1 protein-coding gene is annotated in these 1,297 nt (G+C 64.1%); it reads left to right on the plus strand.

Features of this window, described 5'->3' with window-relative positions; genetic code table 11:
• Nucleotides 1-52: 52 nt before the first annotated feature.
• Nucleotides 53-1,275 (plus strand): IS3 family transposase gene (locus ABD785_RS41125; RefSeq protein WP_344840338.1). Its coding sequence is split into 2 segments (ribosomal slippage): nt 53-335 and nt 335-1,275, totalling 1,224 coding nucleotides; the frame shifts between segments, so codons are not numbered across the junction.
• Nucleotides 1,276-1,297: the final 22 nt, after the last annotated feature.

Raw genomic sequence — 1,297 nt, forward strand, 5'->3', positions numbered from 1 at the left:
TGGGCCACCCCGAGTTGGTTGGAGGCTCCGATACCTGGAAGGGTGAGGAGTTATGGCACCACCGAGGAAGTATGCCCCTGAGCTGCGGGAACGGGCTGTTCGTCTGGTCCTTGAGGCGCGTGCGGCGGGCGAGGGGCAGGGTGTGATCGCCCGGATCGCTGACCAGCTCGGCGTGCATCGTGAGGCCCTGCGGACATGGATCAGGCAGGCCGAGGTGGATGGTGGGAAGCGTCCGGGAACGACGACGTCCGATGCCGCGAGGATCGCTGAACTCGAGCGTGAGAATCGTGAGTTGCGGCGGGCGAACGAGATTTTGAAGGCGGCTTCGGCGTTTTTCGCCCGGGAACTCGATCCCAAACTGCCGCGCTAGTCGAGTTCGTCGATACCCATCGCGATCAGTTCGGTGTGGAGCCGATCTGTGCTGTGTTGGAGTTCGCGTCGTCCACGTATTGGGCGGTCAAGAAACGGGAGTCGAATCCGTCGGCTCGTGTGGTCCGGGATGAAGAGCTGAAAAAGGAGATCTTGAGGGTGTGGAAAGGCCCGGGACGGCATCTGTACGGGGCTCGGAAGGTATGGGGCGAACTCAACCGGCAGGGCGTCACCGTCGCCCGGTGCACGGTCGAGCGGCTGATGCGCGACCTCGGGATCGCCGGGGCGACCTGGGGCCGCAAGCGTCCCCGCACCACCATCCCCGGCGCGGAACGTCCAGGTGACCTGCTGGAACGCGACTTCACCGCGGACCGGCCGGACCTGCGGTGGGTCGCTGACATCACCTACGTCGCTACCTCGGCGGGCTGGGTCTACACCGCGTTCGTCCAAGACCTGTACTCCCGCCGGATCGTCGGCTGGCAGGTCGCCGACCACCTCGGAACCGACCTCGCACTCGATGCCCTGGAAATGGCGATCTGGTCACGCGGAGGCGACGTAGGCGACCTCGTTCACCATTCGGACAGAGGCGTTCAATACACTTCTATTCGCTACGCCGAGCGGCTCGACCAGGTCGGCGCCGCCCGTTCCGTGGGCAGCAAGGGCGACTCATATGACAATGCCGCTGCGGAGTCTCTCAACAGTCTCTACAAGAAGGAACTCATCGAGTTCCACGGCGGCTGGAAGAACGTCATGGACGTGACAATGGCCACCATGGAATGGGTCGCCTGGTACAATTCTGAGCGGCTACATTCCTACTGCGGGAACGTTCCTCCGGCCGAGTACGAGGAGACGTTCCATCGATCAGCCGCCGGCACCGGCCTGGCGAGCGAGAACCACGCGATCTAGCCTCCAACTTCGCCGGGGCGGC

This window comes from Actinocorallia longicatena (genome assembly GCF_039534125.1).
In the GTDB taxonomy this organism is placed as follows: domain Bacteria; phylum Actinomycetota; class Actinomycetes; order Streptosporangiales; family Streptosporangiaceae; genus Actinocorallia; species Actinocorallia longicatena.